The sequence below is a fragment of the Pseudomonas syringae pv. cilantro genome (genome assembly GCF_001293775.1).
In the GTDB taxonomy this organism is placed as follows: Bacteria; Pseudomonadota; Gammaproteobacteria; order Pseudomonadales; family Pseudomonadaceae; genus Aquipseudomonas; species Aquipseudomonas syringae_P.
In genome coordinates, this window is the sequence record NZ_LGLN01000028.1 from 4,474 (window position 1) to 5,322 (window position 849).

Annotated in this window: 2 protein-coding genes; both read left to right on the forward strand. The window is 56.7% G+C overall.

Going from position 1 to position 849, the window contains the following annotated elements:
* Positions 1-5: 5 nt before the first annotated feature.
* Complete coding sequence (locus ABJ99_RS28975; protein ID WP_080378015.1) at positions 6-392, forward strand: hypothetical protein; 387 nt, start codon at positions 6-8, stop codon at positions 390-392.
* Positions 389-634, forward strand: coding sequence for a hypothetical protein (locus tag ABJ99_RS28980; RefSeq protein ID WP_032706890.1), 246 nt, complete (start codon positions 389-391; stop codon positions 632-634). The genes ABJ99_RS28975 and ABJ99_RS28980 overlap by 4 nt, the downstream gene beginning before the upstream one ends.
* The last annotated feature ends 215 nt before the right edge of the window (positions 635-849 follow it).

An 849-nucleotide genomic window follows, 5' to 3' on the forward strand; every position in this document is an offset into this window, starting at 1 on the left:
ACAACATTCTTGAAGAGGTTCTACCCACTCCGTCCGATCGAGAGAGAGACAGGCGACGGATTGAAAAGGCCATTACCGAATACTTCAGTCGCGGAGGGTCCGTCCAACGGGTGAAAGCCGATCAGCATGTGAATGACCCTTCTTTGCTCATCAATGCTGAAAAAGCGACCCCGTTGAAGGAGTGGCCTGCACCTCGGGCGAAGAAGGAATCAACGGTGCTCAATGAGACCGAGCTGGCGCGCTTGCTAAAAGCTCACTGCACAGCTGGCTCATCGCTCGCCTCTGCGGCCGCAACCCTGGGCCAGACGAAAAAGCGCTGTCAAACAATAGCACGCCGCTACCATATTCCTTTTCGCTCGGCGGCCTTCAGCAAAACGAGGGCACGGACATGAGCCATCCGTCTGCGCATCTTCGAGGTGCAAAGAAATCACTGCAGGCGTTGGCTCAATTCGCCACCTCACAGGGATGGGCGGTCCATCGCACTCACGGTGGCCACGTCAAGTTCACCAAAGGTGGTTGCGCCCCCATTTTCACCTCTTTCACACCCAGCGACCACAGGGCCAGCCTCAATGCTCGCGCTCAACTGCGCCGCGCACAAACCCTCAGCCATGATGGAGAACGCCATGTTGAATAACCACGTCCTGAATAGTCGCACGTACCGCATTGATTGCCGCCTCCAGCCTGTGATCGACAGGCGGCTCCACAGCGGGAACCCCGCGATCGTCCAACATCCTGAAGCGGGTCAATAACCATGGCGAGCAAACTCACTGCCGATGAAATAACGGGCAAGTTGCTCCAGGGCTCATTTAGTCGATCAGGTCCATCCGTAGATCGACTGCCAGACCCTAT

Excerpts from the sequence above, each read along its gene's own strand:
- ABJ99_RS28980 (WP_032706890.1), top strand. The coding sequence starts at position 389 with ATGAGCCATCCGTCTGCGCATCTTCGAGGTGCAAAGAAATCACTGCAG.